Source organism: Paracoccus tegillarcae (assembly GCF_002847305.1).
In the GTDB taxonomy this organism is placed as follows: Bacteria; Pseudomonadota; Alphaproteobacteria; order Rhodobacterales; family Rhodobacteraceae; genus Paracoccus; species Paracoccus tegillarcae.
The window spans coordinates 480,001-499,698 of record NZ_CP025408.1 but is presented as its reverse complement, the minus strand read 5'-3'; the positions used below and the strand labels follow the sequence as shown (position 1 = coordinate 499,698).

The 19,698-nt window shown below is 60.9% G+C and carries 20 protein-coding genes and 1 tRNA gene (1 of these 21 only partly in view); 14 read left to right on the top strand and 7 right to left on the bottom strand.

Annotation, left to right across the window (positions count from 1 at the left end):
- The first annotated feature begins 123 nt into the window (after positions 1-123).
- The 8 genes from CUV01_RS02510 to CUV01_RS02475 all read left to right on the top strand — a co-directional run bounded on the left by CUV01_RS02510 (position 124) and on the right by CUV01_RS02475 (position 8,789).
- Positions 124-1,287: an ABC transporter substrate-binding protein gene (locus tag CUV01_RS02510; RefSeq protein ID WP_101459085.1), complete on the top strand. Its 1,164-nt coding sequence runs from the start codon at positions 124-126 to the stop codon at positions 1,285-1,287.
- Between the two features lie 46 nt (positions 1,288-1,333).
- The gene (locus CUV01_RS02505) at positions 1,334-2,251 is read left to right on the top strand and encodes a branched-chain amino acid ABC transporter permease (protein ID WP_101459084.1); all 918 of its coding nucleotides are present in this window, start codon (positions 1,334-1,336) and stop codon (positions 2,249-2,251) included.
- On the top strand, positions 2,248-3,195 hold the full coding sequence (locus tag CUV01_RS02500) for a branched-chain amino acid ABC transporter permease (protein ID WP_101459083.1): 948 nt from the start codon (positions 2,248-2,250) through the stop codon (positions 3,193-3,195). The genes CUV01_RS02505 and CUV01_RS02500 overlap by 4 nt, the downstream gene beginning before the upstream one ends.
- A complete protein-coding gene (locus tag CUV01_RS02495; protein ID WP_101459082.1) occupies positions 3,192-3,935 on the top strand; it encodes an ABC transporter ATP-binding protein in 744 nt (247 codons plus the stop codon). Before CUV01_RS02500 ends, CUV01_RS02495 begins: the two co-directional genes overlap by 4 nt.
- A complete protein-coding gene (locus CUV01_RS02490) occupies positions 3,935-4,621 on the top strand; it encodes an ABC transporter ATP-binding protein (RefSeq protein WP_101459081.1) in 687 nt (228 codons plus the stop codon). Before CUV01_RS02495 ends, CUV01_RS02490 begins: the two co-directional genes overlap by 1 nt.
- A gap of 56 nt (positions 4,622-4,677) precedes the next feature.
- Positions 4,678-4,754: transfer RNA gene (locus CUV01_RS02485), tRNA-Arg, on the top strand.
- A gap of 590 nt (positions 4,755-5,344) precedes the next feature.
- Positions 5,345-7,948, top strand: coding sequence for an Rne/Rng family ribonuclease (locus CUV01_RS02480; RefSeq protein ID WP_101459080.1), 2,604 nt, complete (start codon positions 5,345-5,347; stop codon positions 7,946-7,948).
- Between the two features lie 97 nt (positions 7,949-8,045).
- Positions 8,046-8,789: a cytochrome c biogenesis CcdA family protein gene (locus CUV01_RS02475; RefSeq protein WP_101459079.1), complete on the top strand. Its 744-nt coding sequence runs from the start codon at positions 8,046-8,048 to the stop codon at positions 8,787-8,789.
- Between the two features lie 42 nt (positions 8,790-8,831).
- Here CUV01_RS02475 and CUV01_RS02470 read toward each other — a convergent pair whose 3' ends face one another.
- Positions 8,832-9,617 carry an enoyl-CoA hydratase gene (locus CUV01_RS02470; protein WP_101459078.1) on the bottom strand — a complete coding sequence of 262 codons (786 nt, stop codon included), beginning with the start codon at positions 9,615-9,617 and terminating at the stop codon, positions 8,832-8,834.
- A gap of 56 nt (positions 9,618-9,673) precedes the next feature.
- Between CUV01_RS02470 and CUV01_RS02465 the strand changes: the two genes are divergently transcribed.
- From CUV01_RS02465 to rpsI, 3 genes are all read left to right on the top strand, one after another.
- Positions 9,674-10,111, top strand: a complete 438-nt coding sequence (locus CUV01_RS02465; protein WP_101459077.1) for a PaaI family thioesterase — start codon at positions 9,674-9,676, stop codon at positions 10,109-10,111.
- Positions 10,112-10,245: 134 nt separating this feature from the next.
- Complete coding sequence (gene rplM, locus CUV01_RS02460; protein ID WP_101459076.1) at positions 10,246-10,710, top strand: 50S ribosomal protein L13; 465 nt, start codon at positions 10,246-10,248, stop codon at positions 10,708-10,710.
- Between the two features lie 2 nt (positions 10,711-10,712).
- On the top strand, positions 10,713-11,231 hold the full coding sequence (rpsI, locus tag CUV01_RS02455; protein ID WP_101459075.1) for a 30S ribosomal protein S9: 519 nt from the start codon (positions 10,713-10,715) through the stop codon (positions 11,229-11,231).
- Between the two features lie 163 nt (positions 11,232-11,394).
- On the opposite strand, the gene CUV01_RS02450 is transcribed toward rpsI, so the two are convergent.
- The 6 genes from CUV01_RS02450 to CUV01_RS02425 all read right to left on the bottom strand — a co-directional run bounded on the left by CUV01_RS02450 (position 11,395) and on the right by CUV01_RS02425 (position 16,806).
- Complete coding sequence (locus CUV01_RS02450; protein WP_101459074.1) at positions 11,395-12,654, bottom strand: TRAP transporter large permease; 1,260 nt, start codon at positions 12,652-12,654, stop codon at positions 11,395-11,397.
- Entirely contained in the window at positions 12,651-13,187 is a 537-nt protein-coding gene (locus tag CUV01_RS02445) for a TRAP transporter small permease (protein WP_101461807.1), read from the bottom strand. Before CUV01_RS02445 ends, CUV01_RS02450 begins: the two co-directional genes overlap by 4 nt.
- Before the next feature lie 66 nt (positions 13,188-13,253).
- Complete coding sequence (locus CUV01_RS02440; protein ID WP_101461806.1) at positions 13,254-14,240, bottom strand: TRAP transporter substrate-binding protein; 987 nt, start codon at positions 14,238-14,240, stop codon at positions 13,254-13,256.
- Positions 14,241-14,278: 38 nt separating this feature from the next.
- Positions 14,279-14,842, bottom strand: a complete 564-nt coding sequence (locus tag CUV01_RS02435) for a 3-hydroxyanthranilate 3,4-dioxygenase (protein WP_101459073.1) — start codon at positions 14,840-14,842, stop codon at positions 14,279-14,281.
- Positions 14,843-14,957: 115 nt separating this feature from the next.
- Entirely contained in the window at positions 14,958-15,842 is an 885-nt protein-coding gene (locus CUV01_RS02430) for a DMT family transporter (protein WP_101459072.1), read from the bottom strand.
- A 10-nt stretch (positions 15,843-15,852) separates the two neighbouring features.
- Positions 15,853-16,806, bottom strand: coding sequence for a dihydrodipicolinate synthase family protein (locus CUV01_RS02425; RefSeq protein ID WP_101459071.1), 954 nt, complete (start codon positions 16,804-16,806; stop codon positions 15,853-15,855).
- A gap of 161 nt (positions 16,807-16,967) precedes the next feature.
- Here CUV01_RS02425 and CUV01_RS02420 point away from each other — a divergent pair, with 161 nt between their 5' ends.
- The 3 genes from CUV01_RS02420 to CUV01_RS02410 all read left to right on the top strand — a co-directional run.
- Positions 16,968-17,750 carry an aspartate dehydrogenase gene (locus CUV01_RS02420; RefSeq protein ID WP_101459070.1) on the top strand — a complete coding sequence of 261 codons (783 nt, stop codon included), beginning with the start codon at positions 16,968-16,970 and terminating at the stop codon, positions 17,748-17,750.
- Positions 17,751-17,761: 11 nt separating this feature from the next.
- Positions 17,762-18,715 (top strand): LysR family transcriptional regulator, encoded by a 954-nt coding sequence (locus tag CUV01_RS02415; RefSeq protein ID WP_101459069.1) that lies wholly within the window; start codon positions 17,762-17,764, stop codon positions 18,713-18,715.
- A 109-nt stretch (positions 18,716-18,824) separates the two neighbouring features.
- A protein-coding gene (locus tag CUV01_RS02410) for an NAD-dependent succinate-semialdehyde dehydrogenase (RefSeq protein ID WP_101459068.1) crosses the window boundary here: on the top strand, positions 18,825-19,698 show its 5' portion. Its footprint extends 563 nt past the window's final position; 874 of the gene's 1,437 nt are visible here — the first part of the coding sequence; it begins with the start codon at positions 18,825-18,827; the stop codon falls past the right edge of the window.

The window sequence follows — 19,698 nt, the reverse complement described above, 5'->3', positions numbered from 1 at the left end:
TATTTTAAGCCTGAAACAATTTTCTTGACTCAAACCTTCTGATTGGTGCGTGTTAGTGTCAAAGCGCCGATGAATGGCCAAGCCCCGCAACAGGGGTTCCACCAACAGGAAGGTTGACCCAAGATGACCCGCAAGATCCTGACCCTGCTTGCCTCCACCGCGATCCTTGCCGGCCCTGCCGCTGCGCAAGATGATGAAACGCTGAAGATCGGCGTGCTGCTGACTCTGTCCGGCCCTGCCGCCGTTCTGGGTGAACAGGCGCGCGACGGATTTCAACTGGCCGCCGATGAGATCGGTGAGATCGGCGGAATGCCGACGGAACTGTTCATCGTCGATGACGAGCAAAAGCCCGATATCGCTGCCAACAAGGCGCGCGAACTGGTCGAACGTGATGGCGCGGATATCGTCGTCGGGCCGATCTTTTCCAACATCGCCGGGGCTATCGTGAAGCCTGTGACTGATGGTGGTGCGATCCTGATCAGCCCGAATGCGGGGCCCTCGAACCTGGCCGGTGCGGAATGCAACAAGGCGTTCTTTTCGGTCAGCTATCAGAACGACCAGAACCACGAGGTGATGGGGGCTTATGCCAAGGAACAGGGCTTTGACAACGTGTTCCTGCTGGCACCGAACTATCAGGCCGGTCAGGACAGTCTGGCGGGTTTCAAGCACAGCTATGACGGCGGCGTGGCGGGCGAGGTGTTCACGCAGCTTGGACAGTTGGATTTCTCGGCGGAACTGGCGCAGATCGCGGCGATGCAGCCCGATGCCGTGTTCGCCTTCATGCCCGGCGGCATGGGCGTCAATCTGGTCAAGCAGTACCGGCAAGCCGGTCTGGAGAGCATTCCGTTCCTGTCAGCCTTTACAGTCGATGAATCGACGCTGCCTGCTCAGCAGGACGCTGCCGTTGGTTTCTTTTCCGGTACGAACTGGGCGCCCGATCTGGATACGCCCGAAAACACCGCCTTTGTCGCAGCATTCGAGGAAAAATACGGCAAGGTCCCGGCCAGCTATGCCGCCCATGGCTATGATGCGGCCAAGCTGATCGACGCGGCTGTGCGCGCAGCCGGCGGCGCGGCTGACAAGGATGCGCTGATCGCGGCACTGGAGGGGGCCGAGTTCGCCTCGGTCCGCGGTGACTTTGCCTTTGGCGCGAACCACTTCCCGGTGCAGGATTTCTATCTGGCCGAGGTGGTCAAGCGCGAGGACGGCAACTTTGCGACCTCGATCGTTCAGCCGATCTTCGAGGATTATGCCGACAATTACGCGACCGAATGCCAGATGAACTGAGCCAGGCGGGCGCGGGTCACACCGCGCCCCTGGTTTGTGGGCGGATATGACCAATCTTTTCCTGCTGCAACTGTTGAACGGGCTGCAATTCGGCGTGCTCTTGTTCCTGATCGCCGCCGGGCTGACACTGGTTTTCGGGATCATGGATTTCGTGAACCTGTCGCATGGCGCGATGTATATGGTCGGGGCCTATCTGGTGGTCAGCTTTGCAGGCATGACCGGCAGCTACACGCTTGGGCTGCTGTTGGTGCTGCCGGCCACGCTGGCCTTGGGTCTGGCGCTTGAGTTTCTGGTTTTTCGGCATCTCTATGATCGCAGCCATCTGGATCAGGTGCTGGCGACATTCGGGCTGGTGATGGTGATCACCGAGGCGGTCGAGATCATCTGGGGTGCTGCGCCGCTGACCGTGGCCATGCCCGACGCGCTGTCAGGATCAATCCCGCTGATCGGGCCGCTGCGTTACCCGGTCTTTCGTCTGGCGATCATCGCGGCCGGGCTACTGACTGCGGTGGGTTTGTGGTTCGTGATCACCCGCACCCGCATCGGAATGCGCCTGCGGGCGGGTGCGACGAACCGCGCGATGCTGTCTGCACTGGGCGTCGATGTGGGGCGTCTGTTTACGGTGATTTTTGCCTTTGGCGCGATGCTGGCGGGCTTTGCCGGCGCGATGGTTGCGCCCATTCTGGCCGTTGATCCGGGCATGGGGGAAAGCGTGCTGATCCTGGCCTTCGTGGTGATCGTCATTGGTGGCATCGGGTCGATCAAGGGGGCCTTTGCCGGCGCGCTGCTGGTGGGCGTCGTCGATACCGTGGGACGGACCTTCGGCCCCATCGCACTGGGCGCGATGATGGAGCCTTCTGCAGCCGCGCAGGCGGGCAGGGTGCTGGCGCCGATGCTGGTTTATATCCTGATGGCGGTGATCCTGGCCCTGCGGCCTGCCGGCCTCTTCGGGCAGCGGGCATGAACCCACGCATCAGAAATATCGCCGCGCTGGTGATCTTTGGCGGCTTCGCGATCCTGCCTGTGATCGCACATCTCGTGGGCGACAGTTTTCTGGTCGTCATTGCCACGCGCATCCTGGCATTCGCGATTGCGGCCCTCGCGCTGGATCTGATCCTTGGCTATGGCGGCATGGTCAGCTTTGGCCACGCCGCCTATCTTGGCTTTGGGGCTTATGCCGTCGCCATCCTCAGCCGCGCAGGCATAACTGATCTGGGGCTGCACCTGTTGGCGGGCACCGCCATGGCGGCACCTTTCGCGCTGATCACCGGCGCGATCTCGCTGCGCACGCGCGGGGTCTATTTCATCATGATCACGCTGGCCTTTGCGCAGATGGTCTATTTCTTTTTCGTCTCTCTGTCTGCCTATGGCGGCGATGACGGCGTGACTCTGCAGGCACGCTCGACGCTGCTGGGCCAACCCTTGCTGGAGAATGACACCACGCTGCTCTATGTCACGCTGGCCCTGCTGGTCGGGTCCTATCTGCTGGCGCTGCGCATCACGCAATCGCGGTTTGGCCGGGTGCTGACAGGCACACGTGAGAATGCGGTCAGGATGCAGGCTGTCGGCTTTTCGCCGTTTCGCTATCAGCTGACGGCCTATGTCATCTCGGGCTGCATTGCCTCGATCGCCGGGGTGATGCTGGCCAACCAGACGGAATTCGTGTCTCCGGCGCTGATGAACTGGCACCGCTCGGGCGAGTTGATCGTGATGGTGGTGCTGGGCGGTGTCGGCAATCTGATCGGCGCTGTGGGCGGCGCTGTGATCGCGCTGCTGCTGGAGGAATGGTTGTCGGGTATGTCGGATCACTGGCCGTTGTTCTTCGGGTTGTTTCTGGTCGGTATCGTACTGGTCTCGCGCGACGGGATCAGCGGTCTGATCCGCCGGATCGGAGGCGGGGTGAAATGAGCCTGCTTTCGGTCCAGAACCTCTGCAAAAGCTATGGCGCGTTGAAGGTCACCGATGATGTCAGCCTGTCCGTCGAAGACGGAGAGTTGCACGCCGTCATCGGACCCAATGGCGCTGGCAAGACGACATTGATTGCGCAACTGTCGGGTCAGTTGGCCTGTGATCGCGGGCGCGTCGTTTTCGGGGCCGAGGATATCACGGCGTTGAAGATGCCGGCGCGGGTGAGGCGCGGCCTGTCGCGCAGTTTTCAAATCACCTCGATCCTGCCCGGTTTCAGCGTATTGGAGAACGTGGCCACAGCCGTGCAGGCACGCAGCGGCAGCAGTTTTCGCTTTTTTGCCCCGGTTGCAGGTGAAGCCGCGTTGAACGATCAGGCGCATGCGGCGCTGGCCCGGGTGGGGCTGCAGGACAGCGCCGGTCAGCGCGCCGGATCGCTGAGCCACGGCGAAAAGCGCCAGTTGGAACTGGCCATTGCACTGGCCACGCAGCCGCGCCTGCTATTGCTGGATGAACCGCTGGCCGGCACCTCGGGGGCAGAGGCCGAGCGGCTGGTGCAGGTCATCGACAGCCTGAAGGGTGAGGTAACGGTGTTGTTGATCGAACATGATATGGATGCGGTATTCGCGCTGGCCGACCGGATCAGCGTCCTCGTCTACGGTCAGGTGATTGCGACCGGTGCGCCCGCCGAGATCCGGTCAGACGCGCAGGTGCGCCGCGCCTATCTGGGCGAGGACGCGTGATGTTGCGCGTCGAGGGGTTGCAGGCAGGTTACGGCGACAGCGTGGTGCTGCACGGCATCGATCTGACCGTCGGGGCGGGCGAGGTGGTCACGCTGATGGGCCGCAACGGCATGGGCAAGACGACGACGATCAGCACGATCTTCGGTCTGTTGCGCGCGCGCGCTGGTCGCGTGATCGTTGGCGATCAGGACCTGACCAATGCCGCCCCGCATCGTATCGCGCTGGCGGGGCTGGGGCTGGTGCCCGAAGGGAGACAGATATTCCCGACGCTGGATGTGCGCGAAAACCTGATTGCCACAGCGCGTGATGGCGCATGGTCGCTGGATCGCGTGCTGGCACTGTTCCCGCGCCTGTCAGAGCGCGCGGGGCATATGGGCAACCAGCTTTCGGGCGGTGAACAGCAGATGGTGGCCATCGGCCGCGCGCTGATGACCAACCCGCGCCTGATCGTTCTGGACGAGGCGACCGAAGGGCTGGCCCCGCTGATCCGCGACGAAATCTGGGCCTGCCTCGCCGCGCTTAAGGCAGAAGGCGAGGCGATCCTGATCGTCGACAAGAATGTCGATGCCCTGAGCCACCTGGCCGACCGTCATGTAGTCATCGAAAAGGGCCGCGTGGTCTGGACGGGTGACAACGCCCAGCTTGTGGCGTCAGACGAGGTCAAGGAACGCTATCTGCACGTCTGAGCAAGTGGGATTACCCGTTGCACGCCCGTTAAAGCCCGGCTATTGAGGCGACCGCGGCACCCGTAGCTCAGCTGGATAGAGCGCTGCCCTCCGAAGGCAGAGGCCAGAGGTTCGAATCCTCTCGGGTGCGCCAATTCCCATGTCGTCGATGAACGATTTGCCCGCGTCTTTAACGTTGGGGAACTGGGCGTTTGCGTGCCCTGGTCTCGGCAGGGGGTGAATACGGTCCGCGGAGAGTGCGAAGGACAAGATCATCGCCAGAAAACAAGGGCCGCCGAGGGTTGGACAGGCTTTCTGTCGCGGACAGAATCGGGCGAGTGCGTTTTATCCATTGAATTTTCCCCGCTTGAACCACTATGTTGTTCATACGCAGTGCACCTCCCTCAACTTTTGGTTGTGCCTTGCCAACAGTTTCGCAGCGCGGCTCCTCTGGCTACCCATGGACGGGCGGCAAGCGTCGCGCGGAAAACTCTCGCCCCTGATACGATATGGTCGTTTTGGGGCGGAATTCGCTAGCCGTCATGATCCTCATGGATCTGGGGCCAACACAGGTAACGAACGCGATGGAACGCGCTTTGGGTATGGCAGGGACGTTAAGGCAGGCTGACAGGCCGGCCGCGTCATCCGCACCACCCGGCGCGCCCGCGTTCCCATCACACCGCAGCCGTAAATTGTCTGGCCCGCCTGGGCCGGCAAGCGTGCGCCTGCGCGAAAGAAAATCTCATGGCAAAAAAGATGCTGATCGACGCGACACATGCCGAGGAAACTCGGGTCGTCGTGGCCGATGGAACCAAGGTCGAAGAATTTGACTTTGAGACACTGAACAAGCGGCAACTGGCCGGCAATATTTATCTGGCAAAAGTCACGCGGGTCGAACCGTCGCTGCAGGCCGCATTTGTGGACTATGGCGGCAACCGTCACGGTTTCCTGGCCTTCGCCGAAATTCACCCTGATTACTACCAGATCCCTGCGGCTGACCGCGATGCCTTGCTGGCCGAAGAGCAAGCCTATGCCGAGGCCATTGCTGCCGAAGAGGCGGCGCGCGCCAGCAAGCCCAAACCGTCGCGCCGGCGCGGCAAAGCCAAACCCGAGGCGAACACCCAGACGGATGAAACCGTCGCCTCGGACGACGTGCCCGGGATGGAGACGCTGGACGTCAAGGACGCTGATCAGGACGACGATCGCGACCAGAGCAATGACCAGGATGCCGATCAGGCAGACGCGGTGGAAGCCTCTGACAAGGATGAGAACATTGAATCGGTTGCCGATGATGATGTGACCGAAGAGATCCGCACGCCGAAAAAGCCGCGCCAGCGCCGCTACAAGATCCAGGAAGTCGTCAAGGTTCGGCAGATCCTGCTGGTGCAGGTGGTCAAGGAAGAGCGCGGCAACAAGGGCGCTGCGCTGACGACCTATCTGTCGCTGGCCGGTCGCTATTGCGTGCTGATGCCGAACACTGCGCGCGGTGGCGGGATTTCCCGCAAGATCACCAATGCGGCTGACCGCAAGAAGCTGAAAGATATCGCGTCCGAACTGGCCGTTCCGAAAGGCGCGGGCCTGATCATCCGCACCGCCGGCAGCCAGCGCACCAAGACCGAGGTCCGGCGCGACTATGAATATCTGATGCGGCTCTGGGAACAGATCCGCGATCTGACGTTCAAATCCGTCGCACCTGCGCCGATCTATGAAGAGGGCGATCTGATCAAGCGCAGCATCCGCGATCTTTACAGCAAAGAGATCGACGAAGTGCTGGTCGAGGGCGAGCGCGGCTATCGCACCGCCAAGGACTTCATGAAGATGATCATGCCGTCCCACGCCCGCAACGTGAAACATTACACCGATCAGATGCCGCTTTTCGCGCGCTTTCAGGTGGAAAGCTATCTTGGCGGCATGTTCAACCCGACCGTCCAGTTGAAATCGGGTGGCTATATCGTCATCGGTGTGACCGAGGCGCTGGTGGCCATCGATGTGAACTCTGGCCGCGCGACCAAGGAAGGCAGCATCGAGGACACCGCGACCAAGACCAACCTTGAGGCCTGCGACGAAGTTGCCCGCCAGTTGCGCCTGCGCGATCTGGCGGGGCTGATCGTGATCGACTTCATCGACATGGAAGAGCGCAAGAACAACGCCTCTGTCGAGAAGCGCCTGAAAGACCGGTTGAAAACCGACCGTGCCCGTATCCAGGTGGGCAAGATCAGCGGTTTTGGCCTGATGGAGATGAGCCGTCAGCGGCTGCGTCCGGGGATGCTGGAATCGACCACGCAGCCTTGTGCGCATTGCCACGGCACCGGGCTGATCCGCTCCGATGACAGTCTGGCGCTGACGATCCTGCGCGCGGTTGAGGAAGAAGGCACCCGCAAGCGCTCGCGCGAGATTCTGGTCAAGGCGCCGGTTGCGGTTGCCAATTTCCTGATGAACGGCAAGCGCGAGCATATCGCGACGATCGAGATGCGTTATGGCATGTCGGTTCGCGTCGAGGCCGATCCATCGCTGATCTCGCCCGACTACACGCTGGAAAAATTCAAGACTGCGACGCGGATCGTGCCCGAAGTCGAGAGTGCAGCCGTATCGGCCAGCGCGCAGCTGATGGCGCAGATTGATGATGCAGATGATGTCATTGAGGCCGAGGCCGAGACAGACACCGATGAGGACCAGCCGGCCGAGACAGCCGAGGCCCGCAGCAGCGAGGATCGCGGCGATTCGAATGGCGAGGGGCGCGGCAAGCGCCGCCGGCGTCGTCGGCGGCGGAAATCCGGAGATCGCTCTGATCAGGATCAGGGCGCCAATGATGACGGCAACGCGGATCAGTCCGAGACCGCCGACGCATCGAATGACGCCGATGAGACGGACTCGGATGACCGCGGGGCGCAAAAGGTGACAGCGGCTGAGGCAGACGAGGATGCCAAGCCGAAAAAGCCGCGCAAGAGCCGCAGCCGTTCGCGTCGCAAGTCGGATGAGGGCGATGAGGCCAATGACGGCACTGAGACAGCCGCAATTGCCGCTGCCTCGCAGGATGCCCAACCGGATGCGCCAGCAGACGTGCCGCAAGAGATTGCAGCGGCCCCGGCACCTGTCGCCCCAGAGCCGGTTGTTGATGCCGAGAGCAACGCCGAGCCTGCGATGCCCGTGATCGTTCCCGAAGAGGTGGCTGAAGAAGCACCCGAGCCGGAGGCCGAGCAACAGCCCGAGCCTGCACAGGCCGCCGAAGTTGAGCCAGAGCCAAAGGCCGCGTTGGTCGGTGCTGATGCGTCCGAACAGGCCGAAACTCAGCCCGAAGAACGTCCCGCGCGGCCTAAGCGGCGCGGTTGGTGGTCACTCGGCCGTTGAAGAAACGGGCCGGTCCGGGCGATCCGGACCGGTCACCCCACGCAGGCGTGACCTGATACGCTCTTTCCGTTTCGGTTTCGCGCGTTAGAGTGCCGCCATGCTGGGAATCGAACTTGCCGAAGCCGCCTTTTTGCCTGCCGCGCTGGTCGCGATGCTGGCTGGTCTGTTGTCGTTTCTGTCGCCATGCGTCCTGCCCATCGTTCCACCCTATCTGGCCTATATGACCGGGGTGAATGTCGGCGGGCTGAAATCGGGCGAGCGCAGTGCCATCGGCCCGGCGCTGATGTTCGTTCTGGGCCTGTCGGTCGTTTTTCTGGTCATGGGCTTTGCCGCGTCTGCCTTTGGGCGGGCGTTTCTGCAGTATCAGGAATGGCTGTCGCGGATTGCCGGGGTAATGGTCATCGTGATGGGCCTGCATTTCCTGCATGTCATCCGCATCCCTTTTCTTGACCAAGAGGCACGGCTGGAGGCGGGCGAGCAGGGCGGTACCGCCTTCGGCGCGTTTGTCCTGGGGCTGGCCTTTGCCTTTGGCTGGACGCCCTGCATCGGGCCGCAGCTGGGCATGATCCTGTCGCTTGCCGCGGCGGGTGGAGAGATGGGCCGGGGCACGGCGCTGCTGGCGGTTTATGCCATGGGTTTGGGCATTCCGTTCCTGCTATCGGCGATATTCATCAACCGCTCGATCGGTCTGATGAACCGCATCAAACCCTATATGGGCACCATCGAGCGGGTCATGGGCGGGCTGCTGGTGATCGTCGGGATAATGCTGCTGACGGGTGCTTTCGCGGCCTTTGCCTATTGGCTGCTCGAGACATTTCCGGCGCTGGCCATGTTGGGTTAAGGCGCCGCTACAGCCACCTTGTGCCCATCAAGACAGCCCACCTCAGGACCAGTTGGGCGGCCGCTTTTCCAGAAATGCCGTGATGCCTTCATCCGTTTCCGGCAGCATCATGTTTTCGCACATGGTGCCGCCTGCGCGCCCGTAAGCATCGGCCAATCCAAGACCCATCTGGTCGTGAAAGGCGCGCTTTCCCATACGCACGGCGGCGGGCAGTTTCGCGGCGATGGTCTGGGCCATGCTCAGGGCCTGATCCGCCAGTTCATCACCGGGTGCGATCTGGTTTATCAGGCCCAGTTCACGCGCACGGACAGCGTCGATGAAGTTACCGGTCGTCAGCATTTCAAAGGCTGCCTTGGGCGGGATCACGCGGCTGAGTGCGACCATCGGGGTCGAACAGAAAAGTCCGATATTGACCCCGTTCACGCCAAAGCGCGTGCCTTCGGCAGCGATGGCCAGATCGCAGCTGGCGACCAACTGGCAGCCCGCCGCCGTGGCGATACCGTGCACTTGCGCGATGACGGGTTGGGGCAGGGCAGGGATCATCTGCATCATGCGCGCGCAATCGTCGAACAGGCTCTGATAGGCCGCACCGCCGCCATCCGGCAAATCGCGCGCGGATTGCATCTGCCGCAGGTCATGCCCGGCGCAAAAAGCCTTGCCTGTGCCCGACAGGATCACGGCGCGAATGCTGTCATCGTCTGCGATTGCGGTCAGATGATCGCTCAGTGCGGCAATCATTTCGACCGACAGTGCGTTGAAATTCTTTGGGCTGTTCAGCGTCAGCCGTGCCACATGACCCGTATCGTTGCGTAAGACCAGCTGATCCATCTTGAATTCCTCCTCGGCTGCCGAAACTCTAGAGCGGATTGGCAAGGGGGGAAAGTATGGGTCTGACAATGGATGCAGATGCGCTGAATGCGTTTCTGGCGCGCGAATTTCAGCAGATAGCGGGCGAATTTATCGTCGATACGGCTGATGATGAGGTTCTGGTCGCGCGGTTGAAGGTCAACCAGTCGCATCTGCGGCCCGGCGGAACCGTGAGCGGGCCTTCGATGTTCGCCTTGGCGGATCTGGCGATCTATACGGCCATTCTGTCGCGCATCGGTCCGGTCGCGCTGGCGGTCACGACCAATGCCAGCATCGATTTCATGCGCAAACCCGAGGCCGGGTGCGATTTGCTGGCCCAATGCCGGATCCTCAAATTGGGGCGGGTGTTGGCCGTAGGGGAGGCGCTGATCTTTTCGGACGGGCAGGATCAGCCGGTCGCCCGCTGCTCTATGACCTACTCGATTCCTCAGAACCGCCCGAATTCAGGGGGCTAGAGTGGGGTATTTAAATACCTATTTGTTAAGATGCTGATTTTGCTTGAGTAATTAAGCATCATGTCGCTTGACGGGGTCGTGGATATTCACGATATAGCTGCATCTCGAATTTACCCCCATCAAAGGGACGCAAGATGAAAACCTATACCGCTAAACCGGCGGAGATCGAGAAGAAGTGGATCCTGATCGACGCCGAGGGCATCGTTCTGGGCCGCCTTGCAACGATCGTCGCCAACCGGCTGCGCGGCAAGCACAAGCCGACCTTCACTCCGCACATGGATATGGGCGACAACGTCATCATCATCAACGCCGACAAGGTGCAGATGACCGGCAACAAGCGCGATGACAAGAAATACTTCTGGCACACTGGCCATCCGGGCGGCATCAAGCACCGCACCGCACGCCAATTGCTGGAAGGTGCGCATCCCGAGCGCGTCGTCACCAAGGCGGTCGAGCGGATGATCAGCCGCAACAAACTGGGCAAGCAGCAGATGACCAATCTGCGCGTCTATGCCGGGACCGAGCACCCGCATGAGGCACAGCAGCCCGAAGTTCTGGACGTCAAGTCCATGAACGCCAAGAACACCCGGAGCGCGTGATTATGGCTGAAGACATCAAATCTCTCGACGAACTGAAATCGGCCGTTGCGGGCAGCGCGGCGGATACCGCCACTGCCGACGCCCCTGCTGACGCCGTCGCCGCCGCGCCGCTGTACGAGGCCAAGCGCGACGATCTGGGTCGTTCTTATGCGACCGGCAAACGCAAGGATGCCGTGGCTCGCGTCTGGGTTCGCCCCGGTTCCGGCAAGGTCATGGTGAACGGCAAGGACATGAGCGAATATTTCGCGCGTCCGGTGCTGCAGATGATCCTGCGCCAGCCCTTCGAGGTTGCCGGCGTCAGCGGTCAGTATGACGTGCAGGCCACCGTCAAGGGCGGCGGTTTGTCCGGCCAGGCAGGCGCCGTGAAGCACGGTATCAGCCAGGCGCTGCAACTGCATGAACCGACCCTGCGCGCCGCGCTGAAAGCCGCCGGCTTCCTGACCCGCGACAGCCGCGTGGTCGAGCGGAAGAAATACGGTAAGGCCAAGGCTCGCCGTAGCTTCCAGTTCTCGAAGCGCTGATCTTTGCAGATCCGTTCTGGATGGTTTTGATCCAGAAGCACCAACGAAAAAAGCGCGGCCTTCGGGCCGCGCCTTTGCGTTTTGCTGCCTCCGTCATTGATCGTGCAAGCGCGCGTTCATCGTTCGACTGCGGTTGGCCTGAACCGCCCAGCCACTGCAGGCGCTAGATCAACGCCGTGGAGATCGCTGGAAACCGGCTGAGCAAGACCAGGATTGCTGCAACCGCCAGCAAGAACGGCCAAAGCGAACGCAGGATGCGGCCCGGCGATGCACCACTCATCGAAGAGGCGATATAGAGACCGACACCGACAGGTGGGGTCAACAGGCCCAGCACGAGGTTCAGACACATGACAACGCCAAACTGATAGGGGCTGATGCTGTAGTCATTCATCGCGATGGGCAGCAGTATTGGCGTGATCAGAATAACGGCCGCAATGCCGTCGATCAGCATGCCGACCAGCAGCAAGATCACGTTGACGATCAGCAGGAACATGAAGGGATCGCTGGTGACGGTTGTGATCAGGGCCGCCAGTTTCTGCGGCAGAGCCTCGTAGATGATGACCCAGCCAAATACGTTTGCCGCCGCGATCATGAACACGATCATTGACGCGTTCACGGCAGTGCGCCGGAACATCTCCAGCAGCGAACGCGGCTTTAATTCGCCGTAGATCAGCCAGCCTACAAGAAAGGCGATCAGCGAGGCGATGGCTGCGGATTCGGTCGGCGTGGCGATTCCGAACAGGATCCCGCCGATGATCGCGATGGGGATCAGCGCAGCAGGCAGGCAGGCCAAGAGTGCCGAGATTGCCTCTTTGCGGGTGAACCAGTCGCCCTTGGGAAACCCTTGAATAAAGCCAATCAATGCGATGACAGCCGCGAAGGAACTGGCAAGCAAGAGGCCCGGCAGAATGCCAGCCAGGAACATTTCGCCAATGGGAACCTGGGCCAACACGCCGTAGATGACAAACATCATCGAGGGCGGGATGACAGGGGCCAGCAGCCCGCCGGCGGCAGTCGTGGCGGCGGCAAAACCCTTGTCGTAGCCCTCTTTCTCCATCTCGGGCGTCATGGCGCGCGCCATCACCGCGATTTGCGCCGTCGCCGATCCGATAATTGCGGCCATGAACATATTGGCGAGCAGGTTGATATAGGCCAGACCGCCCCGGAACCCGCCCACGAAGACACGGGCCGCGTTGATGAGCCTGCCGGTCATGCCGCCCTCGTTCATCATTTCACCGGTCAGCATGAACAGGGGGATCGCAAGCAGCCCGTAGTTTTCGAGGCCCGCAAACATCTTTTGGGCAAAACTGTCGTAGAGGACCGTGTTGCCGCTTTCCCAGATGTACCAGATTGCCGTCAGAGCAAGCACCAACGCCACCGGCACCGCGATCAGCAGTTTGAACGCAAAGATAAGTGGTGTCATGGGGCGCCTCTGGCACGATCGCTACGGTCAAACAGATTGGCAAGACTGTGCAGGGTTGCGCCGAGGGCAAAGAACCACATCACGCTCCAGACCCAGGCTTTCTTGATCCCCAAGGTCGTCGTCGGTTCGGCATAGATGAAATTGAAGGTGGCCGCTTGAAAGGCCTTGGTATCAAATCCCTGCCGCGCAAGTTCCAATGGCGAGAACCAGCGCCAGCAGAACCAGATCATGAACAAGGCAAAGATCAGCACGATCAGATCCGCCAAAATCGCCGCCCCTGTCCTGATGGTGCGCGGCAGGACGTCCGTCAGGATGGTGACAGCGACCGCGTGGCCATAGTGCAGGGCTGCCGAGGCGCCCAGGAATGTCATCCACGCCATGGCATAGATGGCCAGTTCATCGACCCAAAAGAGCGCGACCCCAAGGCTGCGCGTTGCGACATTCAAAAGGATCAGCAGCGTGATTGCGGCGGCCATTGCCGCTGCAAGCGCCATTTCAACGCGTGCCCAGTTTGCAGAAGCCCTGCCCAGCATATCCGATTCTCCCATGAAAACGGGGCGCAAGTGCGTTGCGCCCCGGGATCGTTCCGACCTCTCGTCTCAGTTGGCCGTATCAGCCGCGACCTCGCGCAAGCCGTCAAGCGCGGCGGACTTTTCGGACCAGATCGCGTTCCATTTGTCGACAGCATCACCAAAGAAGGATTCGTCAACCTTGGTATAGGTCTTGCCGGTTTCGGCTATCTGATCCAGCCACCCTTGTTCCTTTTCGATGTAGGAATCGATGGTGCTGTCGACATGTTTGGCCATCAGTTCACCGACCATGGCGCGGTCATCCCCCGACATATCCGCCCAGACCTTGCCCGAGACCAGCCCGACCATCGGGAACATCATGTGATCGGACTGCACGATCGTATCGGCCTGCTCATAGTATTTCAGGACCCAGATCAATTCGGCATCCATGTCGATTGCGTCAACCTGACCATTGGCCAGCGCGTCATAGACCTCTGGCAGCGGCATGGGCGTAGGTGCCGCGCCGAAGGCATTGTAGAAATCGAGGATCGGCTCGAAGGGGGTGATGCGCAGCTTGAGGCCAGCGAGATCTGCAGCCGAGGTGATGTCACCGCGGCTGACAATCTGGCGCAGGCCAGCCATGCCATAACCCGTGCCGACAACCCCGACTTCTGCGGGCAGTTGCTCGAGCAGCGATTTTGCGGTGTCGCTGCGCAGGATTTGTCCGGCATGTTCGATGTCATTTGCCAGATAGGGGGCGTAGAAAGCGCCGAAATCACGCGCCCGGTTGGAGACTTCGGCCACGGTCATGAATGCCATGTCCAGCGCGCCGGTCTGCAATTGCTGCAGCATCTCGGATTCGTTGCCCAGTTGGCTTGCCGGAAAGACCGTCAGGCTATGCGCACCACCGCTGGCTTCGGCCAACTCGGTGCCAAAGGCCTCTGCGGCCTTGGTCCAGATATGCTGCGGCGGCGTAATCAGCCCGATGCGAAAGTCTTCGGCCATCGCTGCAGTCGTCGTTAGACCAGCCAATGCAGCGAAGGCCGCGCCCCCGAGTGCTTTACCCATGAATGTCATTCTGATCTCCCTGATCATGTTTTCTGTCTTATTCGTTTTTATAATTGCACCCAATCCGCGGGTGGTTTCCCTTTGCCGGGATGCATGGTGCCGCAATGCGGGCAGGTGCGCGCCTCGTCGCTGTTATGAAAGGCCTCGTAGATCTGTGGCAGGGCGGTGACGATGCCCTCGGGGCCATCAAGGGCCAACTCGGCGCGATGCACCAAGCCTTCACAGTTGAAGCAATACCATTCGAACCCTTCCATCATGCCGGGCTGGCGAGGGGCCTCCACGACGATACCGATTGAACCCTCTTGTGGGCGCTGCGGCGCGTGGCGGGTATGTGGCGGCAGCATGAAAACTTCGCCTTCGCGCACTGGCACATCATAGATTTTGCCGCCATCGGCGATCTTGAGCATCATGTCGCCCTTTTGCTGAAAGAACCATTCTTCCACCGGGTCATCGTGAAAATCGACGCGGGTATTGGGGCCACCAACGACCATGACGATCATGTCACCTTCTTTGTGCAGCAGCTGGTTCCCGACCGGGGGACGCAGCTTGTCGGCGTTCTCTTCGACCCAACGTTTGAAATTGAAGGGCTTCAATGTTGGATGATTGGACATGTGTTTGCTCCGTTGCCGCATGGAAGGTCTTGTCTAGCTGAAAGCGTAGGGGAATTTGCGGCCACGAAATATTTGTTTCTAAGAATGTAGATATCAGTTTTCATGATAGCGGTTCCTACAACATCAGCAGAGCGGTTCCTATGGCTGCCAGGCCCGCCGGCAGCCAGATGCGAGCTTGTCCGATCCGCGTGCGGCCAAGAAGTGCGTGGCCCAGAAAAGCGGTGAAAAGTACCTCGAGCGACCCGAGGGTGGCGACCACCACGACCGATGTCGATTTAAGCGCAAAGAACTGACACAACTGCCCGCCACTCAGCGTTATTGCGGTCAGCCAGTGCCAGCGCCCTTGGTCCACGTATAGCCGGTGCAATCGCGCGCGCGGTTTTGGCCCCAAAGCGGCCGCGCCCTGCATCCAGAGCAGGCCGGCCAGTGCGCCGATAAATGTGCCCATGGCCGCATCCGGGATGCGATCCAGCCCATAGCTGCGAAGCGCGTAGGACAGGGCGTAAAAGACCGCCGACGCGACGCCCATCGCCCAGCCAGCATCTACCGCGCCTTTTGATACAAGGGTGGGTCTGCCGATGTGGATCAGGATCGCGCAAATCACCAAAGCTGCGCCGAGGACTGTCCCCCAGGTCGGCACCTCGGCCAGGATCAGAAAGGCGATGGGCAACGCGAAAACCGGCGTCAGTCGGCGCAGCAGGCTGGTTGCCACCGGGCCGATCTGTTCCGTCGCGCGGTACATGGTGGTCCGCCCCATGACCATCGAGAACATTCCCGCGGCGATGAAGGCTGCAACAGGGATCAGCGCATCTGAGGCGAGCAGATCAGAGGCGTCGGTCTGTCCCTGCAGACGCCACAAGCCACCCGACATGCATGCGGTCACAAGAACCGAAAGAAACACGCCATTGTCGCCGCGCGCGGTGGATCTGCCTTTGGCAATCGTGACGCCGGCCATCCCGTAGAAAAGGGCTGCAAGCAGCGCAAAACCTTGGCCGCTCATGTGCGATGCATCAAATCCGCAGGCCGCAACCTTCGAACGCTGCCTTGGTCGCGGTCTTTTCCGCGTCCGTCAGTTCCAGCATCGGGTGGCGCACGCGCCCGCCGACCTGGCCCAGCAATTCTTGCCAATATTTGCCATGCGCCGTGGGTTTCCCGCCGGGCTTGGTGTCGCGGATCGCCGCGCGTACCGGTTCCAGACTGTCGCGCACGCGCCGCGCCTGATCGAACTTACCTGCAAAGGCCAGTTCGGTATATTCATGCATCCGGCGGTCGTTTGTCGTTTGCAACTGATAGGGCGGCGAAGAGCACAGATAAAGCTGCCAGCCCAGTTCTTCGATATTGTCCAGCCAGTCATCCTCTTGCGACGTCGAGACGAGAATCCGGTCGCCGACCATCTTGGTCAGACGCGCATACATTTCGCGCGGGACCGAGTATTTGATGGCCATGATATTGGTAAGCTCGGAAATCCGCGCGCAGGTTTCGGGCTGCATCAGATAACCGCTGTCGGGGTGGCTCCACATCGCGATGCCGATGTCCAGGCGATCGCACAGGTATTTGTAATAGTTGTACAACACCTCGTCCCGATCATGGCAAAAGGTGAGCATGGGCGCATGCACCACCACATAGTCCGCCCCGCAATCCTGCGCGTGGCGGCCCAATTCCAGCACTGTGCTGACGTTCTGATCCGAAATCGACATGATCGTCCCGGCCTTGTCGCCGCATTCCTCGGCGGCAACGGTCATGTTGCGCTTGCGCTCGTCCAGCGTCATTGACCAGAACTCGCCCTGCTTGCCGGCAATGAACAGCCCTTCGATGCCCAGATCGTCGATCCAGTGGCGGATATTGCGGCGCAACCCGGCCTCATCCAGCGCCAGATTGTCGTCAAACGGGTTCAGTGCCGCTGCCCAGATGCCGCGCATATTCTCACGCGCATAGGCTTTGGCGTCCTGTTTTTCATACTTCATGAGAGCGGCTCCGATGGGTCTTTTGCACGGGTGATATGCCCCACTAAGGGTGTGTTTGCCGCCTGATGCCAATCGGATTGGAGTGAACTGGGTATTCAAAATTTCTATACCAAGGGGCCCAGAGTTTCCTGCTATAGGGTGAGGACTGTTGGGAGACCTGGATGAAAATCGGAATGATCGGCGAAGGGGCCATTGGCCAGTATGTGACCGAAAAGCTTGGGTCGCAGGGGCTTGGTCCGCATGTGATGCTGGTTCGCCGGACGCGGGGGGAGGCGCCGGGCGATGAGCCCGTCCTGCGTGTGACGAAGGTGTCTGATTTACCGGATGATATTGACCTGATGGTCGATTGTGCCGGGCACGCAGCCCTTGTCGAACACGGGGCTGCCATCCTGCGGCGAGGCATTGATCTGGTGTCAGTATCGGTGGGCGCACTTTCCGACCCCGAGTTGGAGAGGGATCTGGCGGCGGCGGCTCGGGCGGGTGGCGGGCAACTGCATCTTGCCAGCGGGGCCATCGGCGCGCTTGATTGCCTGCAGGCCGCACGGGTGGGCGGATTGACGGATGTCACCTATACGGGCCGCAAGCCGCCCGAGGGCTGGTTGGGGTCACCAGCCGAAGACCGCATCGACCTGACAAATCTGCGCTCGGCCGAGATGCATTTTGATGGCACCGCGCGGCAAGCGGCCAGGGACTATCCCAAGAATGCGAATGTTGCCGCCGCCGTGGCGATCGCAGGCATGGGGTTCGATCTTACCAAGGTCAGGCTCATCGCCGATCCCGATGTCACCGCCAACATTCACGAAATTCAGGCATCGGGCAGCTTTGGCAGCTTTACCTTTCGGATCGAGGGCAAACCGTTGCCGGAAAATCCGCGCAGTTCCGCCCTTGCGGCAATGAGCGTCATTGCCGCCATCGAACGCCGCCACGCGGCCATCATCACTTGAGGGGCTGACACGTGGCATCCAATCACACCCGCATCCTCGATCGCGCCCTGACCCGGCTAAAGCTGCGCCAGCTGAGGTTGCTTGTCGCCGTGGGCCAGCATGGCAACATTCAGAATGCCGCGCGCAATCTGAGCATCTCGCAACCTGCCGCGACCAAGATGATACAGGACCTCGAGCTGGATTTTGAGGTCAAGCTGTTCGAGCGGACCAATAGGGGGGTCGTTCCTACGGTTTATGGCGAGGCCCTGATCCGGCATGGCAAGCTGATATTCTCGCAGGTATCGAACGCCGCGCAGGAGTTGGATGATCTGAACGAAGGCAATAGCGGGCGGGTCGTTGTCGGCACCTTGCTTGCGGCCTCGCCCGGGTTGTTGCCCATCGCTGTCGAGCACCTTTTGCGGGACCGGCCCAATGTCGCGATCAAGATCGTCGAGGGAACGAACGAGGTGTTGATGCCCGCACTGCTGTCGGGTGAGATTGACATGGTTGTCGGGCGCTTGCCCAGCCACAGGCATCGCTCGCGGATCGAGCAGGTCAAGTTCTTTGACGAGCAGGTGATGGCTGTCGCAGGCAATCAGCACCCGATGGCCGGTGTCGCCAATGTGTCGTTCGAGCAGCTGATGCCATTTGGCTGGATCCTGCCCCCGGTTGAAACCACCCTCAGGCGGCAGACGGATCAGTATTTCGTCCGGCAAGGGCAGTATGTGCCTGCCACCGCAATTGAATCGGTATCCTATCTCGCCAATCGCTCGCTGCTGCGGTCCCATGATTTCGTGGGACTGCTGCCCGCGCATGTCGCATCCCTTGATATCGAAAGCGGGCTGTTGACCAGAATTGACTGGGCTGTCCCGTTTGGTGCCGGGCCAGTCGGCGTGTCCTACAGGGGTGAACGCAGCCTGTCTCCGGCAGGAAGCGCCTTTCTCGACGCCCTGCAGGTTGCGGCCAAAGAGTTCCAGCCAGCGTAGCAGGCTCTGATATCACGCAATCGGATACCAGTATTTGTTCAATTGCGTTGATGTGATGGCCAGCCTAATGTGACCCTGCCCATCAGCAACACGACCTTGCGAGGGCACCATGAGCAGTTATCCGGATCTGAAACTCTATATCGGCGGCGAATGGCGCAAGACGGCAGACAATCTGTCGGTCATCAACCCCGCGACGGAGGCAGAGATCGGCCGCCTTCCTATTGCCCGAATTTCAGACCTGGACGATGCTTTGAGTGCCGCAGATGAGGGGTTTCGCGTCTGGCGACGTACAGCCCCGCGTAAGCGCGCCGACATCATGCTGAGGGCTGCGGCGATCTTGCGCGACCGGCAGGAAGAAATCGCCCGCTCTATCACCGCAGAACACGGCAAGCCGCTGCCCCAGGCAAGGCTGGAGGTGATCCGCGGCTGTGAGTTTTTGGAATGGGACGCGGGCGAGGCGATGCGCACCTATGGTCGGGTGATCCCGTCCGCACCCGGCGTGCGCTATGTTGTTCATCACGAACCGGTCGGCATTGTTCTGGGCCTGTCGCCGTGGAATTTCCCGATGAGCCAGCCCTGCCGCAAGATTGCCGGCGCACTGGCAACTGGCTGCTCAATCATCCTCAAGGCGGCCGAGGAAACACCGGCAGGCGCGATGCATATCGTTCAGGCGTTTCACGATGCCGGCCTGCCTGCAGGCGTGCTGAACCTTGTCTTTGGTGAGCCCGCTGAGATTTCGGATCACCTGATCCGGCAAGATCCGGTGCGTCTGGTCGCGTTCACCGGATCGACGGCCATCGGGCGCCACCTGACGACGCTGGCCTCCGAAAACATGACCCGGGTGTTGATGGAACTGGGTGGCCATGCCCCTGTGATCGTCTGCGAAGACACCGACGTCGAGAAGGCGGCAACCAGCAGCGCGATCCGCAAATACCGCAACGCGGGCCAAGTCTGCACATCGCCGACGCGTTTTTTCGTACATG

Bases quoted from the DNA above. Each gene is read 5' to 3' on its own strand.
- CUV01_RS02430 (WP_101459072.1), bottom strand. From the start codon at position 15,842: ATGAGCGGCCAAGGTTTTGCGCTGCTTGCAGCCCTTTTCTACGGGATG.
- rpsI (WP_101459075.1), top strand. From the start codon at position 10,713: ATGGCTGAAGACATCAAATCTCTCGACGAACTGAAATCGGCCGTTGCG.
- CUV01_RS02495 (WP_101459082.1), top strand. From the start codon at position 3,192: ATGAGCCTGCTTTCGGTCCAGAACCTCTGCAAAAGCTATGGCGCGTTG.
- CUV01_RS02420 (WP_101459070.1), top strand. From the start codon at position 16,968: ATGAAAATCGGAATGATCGGCGAAGGGGCCATTGGCCAGTATGTGACC.
- CUV01_RS02480 (WP_101459080.1), top strand. From the start codon at position 5,345: ATGGCAAAAAAGATGCTGATCGACGCGACACATGCCGAGGAAACTCGG.
- CUV01_RS02470 (WP_101459078.1), bottom strand. From the start codon at position 9,617: ATGGATCAGCTGGTCTTACGCAACGATACGGGTCATGTGGCACGGCTG.
- CUV01_RS02440 (WP_101461806.1), bottom strand. From the start codon at position 14,240: ATGACATTCATGGGTAAAGCACTCGGGGGCGCGGCCTTCGCTGCATTG.
- CUV01_RS02505 (WP_101459084.1), top strand. From the start codon at position 1,334: ATGACCAATCTTTTCCTGCTGCAACTGTTGAACGGGCTGCAATTCGGC.
- CUV01_RS02510 (WP_101459085.1), top strand. From the start codon at position 124: ATGACCCGCAAGATCCTGACCCTGCTTGCCTCCACCGCGATCCTTGCC.
- CUV01_RS02450 (WP_101459074.1), bottom strand. From the start codon at position 12,654: ATGACACCACTTATCTTTGCGTTCAAACTGCTGATCGCGGTGCCGGTG.
- CUV01_RS02435 (WP_101459073.1), bottom strand. From the start codon at position 14,842: ATGTCCAATCATCCAACATTGAAGCCCTTCAATTTCAAACGTTGGGTC.
- CUV01_RS02445 (WP_101461807.1), bottom strand. From the start codon at position 13,187: ATGCTGGGCAGGGCTTCTGCAAACTGGGCACGCGTTGAAATGGCGCTT.
- CUV01_RS02425 (WP_101459071.1), bottom strand. From the start codon at position 16,806: ATGAAGTATGAAAAACAGGACGCCAAAGCCTATGCGCGTGAGAATATG.
- CUV01_RS02500 (WP_101459083.1), top strand. From the start codon at position 2,248: ATGAACCCACGCATCAGAAATATCGCCGCGCTGGTGATCTTTGGCGGC.
- rplM (WP_101459076.1), top strand. From the start codon at position 10,246: ATGAAAACCTATACCGCTAAACCGGCGGAGATCGAGAAGAAGTGGATC.
- CUV01_RS02490 (WP_101459081.1), top strand. From the start codon at position 3,935: ATGTTGCGCGTCGAGGGGTTGCAGGCAGGTTACGGCGACAGCGTGGTG.
- CUV01_RS02465 (WP_101459077.1), top strand. From the start codon at position 9,674: ATGGGTCTGACAATGGATGCAGATGCGCTGAATGCGTTTCTGGCGCGC.
- CUV01_RS02475 (WP_101459079.1), top strand. From the start codon at position 8,046: ATGCTGGGAATCGAACTTGCCGAAGCCGCCTTTTTGCCTGCCGCGCTG.